The following is a 6,992-nucleotide window of genomic DNA, read 5'->3' as shown; positions in this document are numbered from 1 at the left end:
CCAGCGTTTTGTGTGCCGTGCAAATCCGTTTTCCGTGATTCGCACCACAAAGTTTCTTTCCTAAACTCCTCCAACATCACCATCCAGATGATCAAGAATCTTCTAAGCAAGAAACCAAAACACTATACAATTGAAAGATATTCAACCGCTTCTGACTAGGAGAAACACCGAAGAAGTTCTTCGTTTTTTCCTCCTCGCCGCGGCGACTCATACAACTATACAGATGCCTAAACGCCCCTGCAACCCGAAATGGGGTGAAGTAGGACACAAACAGGGCCTTGAAGGGGTCCCAGACACCCTTCCAGACAGTAAAACACCTAGTCAGTGCGTTTTATGGGTGGCAAAAAATCTTCAAAAAACTTCTAGAAACCTCAAAAATCTGCGAATTCCCCTCTCGGGAGCCCCAAAACAGGGTCGAAAGGCGCCTAAAGCCCTCGTCAACAAAGACAAACCAAGAAAACCCAGAGCCAGAGGGCAGCAGAACGATACAAGAAGAGCCCCTTCTGACGGAGGGGCTCTGTATATAAAGGGAACGTATATAGGGAACAGAAAAGGAGGGGCACTCCCCCACCGAACATTCGGTACTGAATACTCAGCACTAAACACTCAGCAGAAAAGAACCCCTCCCCATCTATATGTATCGAGAAGACTAAACCAGCTCTGTATTAGATCAGCTCTACAGCGCCCTGGTTCTTCTTGCCACGGCGAACCATCGCAAAACGACCGTGCAGCAGATCATCCTTAGAAATAGCTGCGTCCTCACCCTGAACCTTCACGCCGTTCACCGAAGCGCCGCCCTCCTTCAGAATGCGACGAGCCTCAGAGTTAGACTTCGCAAAGCCCAGCTCAGTCAGAACAGAAATCATATCCAGGCGGTCCTCGGACAGCTTAGCCGAAGGAAGCTCAGCAACCACAGACTCCAAGGTAGCCTCATCCAGAGCAGCGAAATCACCCTTGCCGAACAGAGCCTCCGAAGCAGCCACGGCCTGATCGGTAGCCTCGGTGCCGTGCACCAGCGAAGTCACCAGGTACGCCAGAGTCTTCTGAGCCTCACGCTTAAACGGTTCCTTCTCAACCTTCTCGGCGAACTCAGCAATCTCAGCGCGAGTCAGGAAGGTGAACACCTTCAGACGATCCACAACATCCGCATCCGCGGTGTTCAGCCAGAACTGGTAGAACGCGTACGGCGAGCACATCTGCGGGTTCAGCCAAATAGCGTTACCCTCGCTCTTACCGAACTTGGTGCCGTCAGAGTTAGTAATCAGCGGGGTACCAATAGCGTGAACGCTCTTACCCTCGACCTTACGGATCAGCTCGGTACCGCTGGTCAGGTTGCCCCACTGATCAGAACCACCGGTCTGCAGGGTGCAACCGAAACGACGGTTCAGCTCCAGGAAGTCCAGGCCCTGCAGAATCTGGTACGAGAACTCGGTGTACGAAATGCCCTCGTCGGAGTTCAGGCGCTTCGCCACAATCTCCTTCTTCACCATAGTGCCCACGCGGAAGTGCTTACCAACATCGCGCAGCAGCTGCAGAGCAGACATCTGACCGCTCCAGTCCAGGTTATTCACCATCCGAGCAGCGTTCTCACCCTCGAAAGACAGGAAACGCTCAATCTGTGCGCGCAGGGACTTCACCCACTCAGCAACAACCTCAGGAGAGTTCAGCACACGCTCAGACGTCTGACGCGGATCACCAATCAGACCGGTGAAACCACCCACCAGGCCCAGCGGCTTGTGACCTGCCAGCTGCAGACGACGCATCACCAGCAGCTGCACCAGGTGGCCCAGGTGCAGCGAAGCCGCGGTCGGATCATAACCCGTGTAGAAAGTCAGGGTCTCCTCACTCAGCGCCTTCTCCAGGGCAGCCTCATCGGTGCTCACGTGCACCAGGCCGCGCCACTTCAGCTCCTGCCAAATATTCTCGAAGGTATCGTCATTATGCTGCGCGTTGAGGATCTCGGCAGACATGCTTCTCCCATTCACAAGGTAACAACGCCCGAAGGCGCTCGAACAAAATATGTAACAAGCCTAGCACCGCACCGGCACAAACGCTCAGAAAAACCCAGGCGAGCGCCCAAACCGGTGTGGCACCGGCTCAAAGAAATAACAGATAGAGGCTACACGAGCCGCAAGGCTACAGACCCGCGGGCATCCGCGAACCCACCATGTGCAGGCGCTGAGTCGGACGAGTCATCGACACGTACAAATCACCCACAGCACCATCAGCATCATCAATCAGCTGCTGCGGCTCAACAATCACCACAACATCAAACTCCAGGCCCTTCGCCTCCCACGGAGTCAGAACCAGCACCTGATTTTCCAGGGCGGTCTGCGCGGTACCCGTACGATCAGCATGAGCACGAGCCACAGCCTGAGCAGTCTGAACATACAGGCTCGGCGGGCACACCACACCAATCAGAGCACCACCCGAATGAGCGACCTCCTCGCTGACCACAGACACGGTCTGCTCCACAACAGACTCGGCGGCAACCTCATGCACCAGCGGAGGCCACTTGCCCTCACGTACCGCACGAGGTGCAGACACCTCATAACCAGCGGCCTGAGCGACCGACACCGCCGCCTCAGCAATCTGAGCCGGAGTACGGTAATTAATCGTCAGCTCCTCCAGGGTGAAACGCTCACCCACAAACGGTTCCAACGCCTGCGACCACGAGGAAGCAGCCGCCGCAGAAGAAGCCTGAGCAATATCGCCCACAATCGTGAACGACTTCATCGGGCAACGACGCATCAGCAAACGCCACTGCATAGGTGAAAGCTCCTGAGCCTCATCCACCACAATATGGCCATACGCCCACGTACGATCAGCAGAAGCCGCAGCCGCAGCAGTCATACGTTCGCCACGAACCTCATTCATCATCGCAATCTGCTCAGGAGTAATCACGCCATCAGCGCCAATATCCTCCAGCGACTGGTGAACATTCTCCAGAGCCTTCGCAGCGTTCTCAAGGTTCGCACGATGCTCCGCCGCAGCACGAGCCGCCGCAGCCGCACCGGTCACCTTCGAAAAATCACCCAGAAGCTCAGCAGCCTCATCCAGCAGAGGAACATCAGCCTCGGTGAAAGGTGCATCCGCAGGACGAGCCAGCAGAGCACGCTCGGCCTTCGACAGCTCACGGGTTGCCGACTCCAGGTAATGCGGCTTCGAGAACAGCGAGCGCAACAGAGTCTCAGGCGACAGCGGCATCCACGCCAGGTTCAAGGCACGGCGCACATCCATCGAGGCGCGCACATCATCCTGCAGATACGGACGCTCCACCACACGACCCGCCGCACGGTTCAGCTGATCATCCAGCTTCGCGGTCAGCTCCTTCAACAGAATCTTCACGAACGTCTCACGAGCCTCATTATGCGGCTTGCCCGTCGAACGAGCACGAGAACGAGCCGAACGAACCATCTCCGGAGTCAGCTCAACATCAGTACCCTCAACGTTCAGACGCTGAACCTGAGCCGGCACCTTCTGACGATCCGCCACCGCACGCTTAATAACCTTCACCATGCGCAAATCGCCCTTCAACGCGGCAACCGCGCGGTCCTTCTCAGGCACAGCACGCAGACCCGGGTACAGGGTCGCCAACGAAGCCATCACCACGCCGGTCTCACCCAGCGAAGGAAGCACACGCTCGATGTACCACATGAACGAATTCGACGGACCAACCACCAGCACGCCAGCCTTCGACAGGCGCTCACGGTTCGTGTACAGCAGGTACGCCGCACGATGCAGCGCCACAGCAGTCTTACCGGTACCCGGGCCACCCTGCACAACACGCACACCCGGCAGCTCCGAGCGGATAATCGCATCCTGCTCTGCCTGAATCGTCGCCACAATATCACCCATACGGCCGGTACGCTTCTTATTCAACGCCGCCAACAGAGCACCCTCACCGTGGAGGGTGTCCTCATCTTGCAGCATCTCCGAATCGAAGACCTCATCCTCAATATTTACGACAGTGCGGCCCTCAAGCATCAGGTGACGGCGGCGGCGCACACCCATCGAGTGGAAAGCAGTCGCCTGATAGAACGTACCCGCCTCCGGGGCACGCCAGTCCATCAGCAGACGCTGCTGATTGCTATCCGTAATACCAATACGACCGATATAACGCACCGCATCAGCGCCCTCACGGTCCATATCCAGGCGACCAAAGGTCAGACGAGAATCCACAGCATTCAGCTGCGCCAAACGATCCTCATAGTGAGTAGCAAAAGAGTCACGCTCCGAACGGTTCTGATGACCGCCCACCGCCTGATTCTTACGCACAGCAGCCAGCTTCTCAGCCGTCTCCTCACGGAGCTCATCCAGACGGGCATACACGCGAGCAACATACTCACGCTCCGCAGCCATCTGCTCAGCAAACAGCTTCTCAGCCGCCGAAGAATCAGCAGACTGCTGGGGCAAAGATTCAGATGACACGTAAGCTCCTTAAACCTATGGTGTCTCAAAGACAGGGTGCGACAGGCACCCAAAAATACGGGTCACTATTTTACAGGACAGGCTCCGCAGCGCCGAAATATTACCCCCGTAGAAAACCCGCCCAAGCATACACAGAAAAGTGCCCCACCGGACCAACCGGCGGGGCACCTCCACATCTATAAAACTACTTCGACGGCAGCGGGTACTCAGAGACCAAGCTCAGCGTCTCAAGACGGTAACCGTCCAGCGCCTCACGACCGCCCAGGCCCTCCAGTTCCAGAAGAGCGCCGACGCCGGCAACCTTCAGATCCGCACGCTCCACCAGCTTCGCGGCAGCCACTAGGGTACCGCCAGTCGCCAGCAGATCATCCAGCAGAAGCACACGAGTACCCGGTGCGAAATCATTACAGTGAATCTCAATCGCCGCGCTACCGTACTCCAGCGCATACTCCTCACGGTACGTCTCACGCGGAAGCTTACCCGCCTTACGAACCGTCATCACACCAGTACCGGTAGCGTACGCGAGCGCAGAAGCCAGCAAGAAGCCACGAGCCTCAACACCAGCCACCACATCAAACTGACCCTCAAAACGGGTAGCCAGCTCATCAATGCACGCCTTGAAAACCTCAGCATTAGCGAAGAGAGTGGTCACATCGTAAAAGAGGATGCCCTCGTGCGGGTAATTCGGAATCGTAGCGCAAGCAGCCGGAATCAACTGCTCGATAGGGGTTCGCGAAGCCTCAGAAGCGGGAACGCTCATGCTCTCTCTTTCGTGAAGGGGATAGTCCCGAAAAAAACACCCGGGAACAATAACGCGGTAGAAGCCGCCTACAAGATTCTACCCTCTTCGCCCGCGGTTGTCCTCAGAACAGCGCTAAGAACCGTCTGCCGGGATTAGCTCCGCTGAATCGAAACCCGCAAGTCACGCTTGAGGATCTTACCGGTCGGGCCCAGCGGCATGCTCTCCACCATCACGTAACGGCGAGGATACTTATACGCCGCCAAACGAGTACGAGCCAAAGCATTCAGCTCCGCCTGCAGCACACCCTCATCCGCACCCGGACGCGGCATCACCACGGCGACAACCTCCTCGCCCACGCGCTCATCCGGCACACCCAACACAGCTACCGACTGCACCTGCTCATGGGTATAGAGAACATCCTCAATCTCACGCGGATACACCGAATAGCCGTTACGCAGAACCATGTCCTTAATACGGTCCACAATAAAAATATTGCCCTGCTCATCAACACGAGCAACGTCGCCGGTCGCAAACCATTCACCGTCAAAAACCTCAGCAGTAGCCGCAGGATTATTCCAGTAGCCAGCCATCACATTCTCACCGCGCACCCACAGCTGACCACTCACACCCGGCGCGCACTCGGAACCTTCCGGGCAACGAACCTGCACCTGCACGCCCGGCAGCACACGACCTACCGAACCGAGCACCATGCCAAACTCCGCCTGGTTAAACGAAACCACCGGCGAAGTCTCGCTCAAACCGTAGCCCTCATACACCGGGCACTCAATCAGCGTTTTCAACGCAGAATGCACCGGCGCAGGCAGCGGCGAACCGCCCGAAATGCCGAACCGGATGCGACCACGCAGCGAGCGCGCACGCTCAGGCTCAGCCTCCAGCGCCGCCACCAATGACACATACATGCTCGGGACCGCAGCCAACACCGACACCCCGGCACGCTCCATCAGATTCAGCGCGCCATCAGGGGTAAAACGCGGCAGCAAAGCCACCGTAGCCGACGCCGCAAACGCCGCGTTCATCGACACCGTCTGACCAAACGCATGGAACAGCGGAAGACCACCAAAAATAACGTCCTCAGCGGTGAAACCAAAAACGCTCACGCAGCTACGAGCATTCGAGAGGATATTCGCGTGAGTCAGCGTCGCGCCCTTAGGTTTGCCCGTCGTACCCGAAGTGTAGAGAATAATCGCCGGATCACTCGCCGCCACCGGGACAGGCTCCAGAACAGCAGCCGACGGAACAGCATCCGACAGCGCGCTATCGGCAGGCGCATCAAAAGGAGCCACCGGTGAGCCCTCTCCCCCGGTGAAAATCTCGCAACGAACCGAACCGTTCTTCACCGGCACCGTCGAGGTTGCCTCCGACGCCAGGCGAGTACCCGCAAAAGCAAAAAGCACCTTCGCCCCGCTATCGCGCAGATGATACTCCAGCTCAGCACCCGACAACAGCGGATTCAACGGAACACAAATCGCACCCGCAGCCACAATGCCGTAATACAACGCCGGCATCAACGCCACATTCGGCATAGACAACGCCACCCGGTCACCACGCTCAACACCGAGCGCCGCCACATGACGCTGAACCTGCGCGGCCGCAGCTGCCAACTGCGCGTAGCTCACCACCTGCATATCAGCAGAGTTAGAAGTCGGAATCGTCAAAGCCGCCTTAGCCCCAGAATCAGAAGCAGCCTCCGCCAAAAGGTAGGCAATATTGTTCGCTGAATCGTGCATTTCAGACATGATAGAAAACTCTCACCACAAAAATTCGGTATATCTAGAAAAGAGAAGCCGAGCTAGAAGCC

Annotated in this window: 4 protein-coding genes; all 4 read right to left on the bottom strand. The window is 57.2% G+C overall.

Annotated elements, in window-relative coordinates; all coding sequences use genetic code 11:
• Window positions 1-665 precede the first annotated feature (665 nt).
• The 4 genes from tyrS to HMPREF2999_RS05440 all read right to left on the bottom strand — a co-directional run bounded on the left by tyrS (window position 666) and on the right by HMPREF2999_RS05440 (window position 6,930).
• Complete coding sequence (tyrS, locus tag HMPREF2999_RS05455) at window positions 666-1,970, bottom strand: tyrosine--tRNA ligase (protein WP_070674023.1); 1,305 nt, start codon at window positions 1,968-1,970, stop codon at window positions 666-668.
• A gap of 166 nt (window positions 1,971-2,136) precedes the next feature.
• A complete protein-coding gene (locus tag HMPREF2999_RS05450; RefSeq protein ID WP_141757044.1) occupies window positions 2,137-4,431 on the bottom strand; it encodes a HelD family protein in 2,295 nt (764 codons plus the stop codon).
• A gap of 184 nt (window positions 4,432-4,615) precedes the next feature.
• Window positions 4,616-5,191 (bottom strand): adenine phosphoribosyltransferase, encoded by a 576-nt coding sequence (locus HMPREF2999_RS05445; RefSeq protein WP_070674026.1) that lies wholly within the window; start codon window positions 5,189-5,191, stop codon window positions 4,616-4,618.
• A gap of 134 nt (window positions 5,192-5,325) precedes the next feature.
• Window positions 5,326-6,930 (bottom strand): AMP-binding protein, encoded by a 1,605-nt coding sequence (locus tag HMPREF2999_RS05440; RefSeq protein WP_070674029.1) that lies wholly within the window; start codon window positions 6,928-6,930, stop codon window positions 5,326-5,328.
• Between the last annotated feature and the right edge of the window lie 62 nt (window positions 6,931-6,992).

Origin of the sequence: Rothia sp. HMSC066H02 (assembly GCF_001814995.1) — a bacterium.
Taxonomy (GTDB): domain Bacteria; phylum Actinomycetota; class Actinomycetes; order Actinomycetales; family Micrococcaceae; genus Rothia; species Rothia mucilaginosa.
This window is presented reverse-complemented; position numbering and strand designations above follow the sequence as displayed.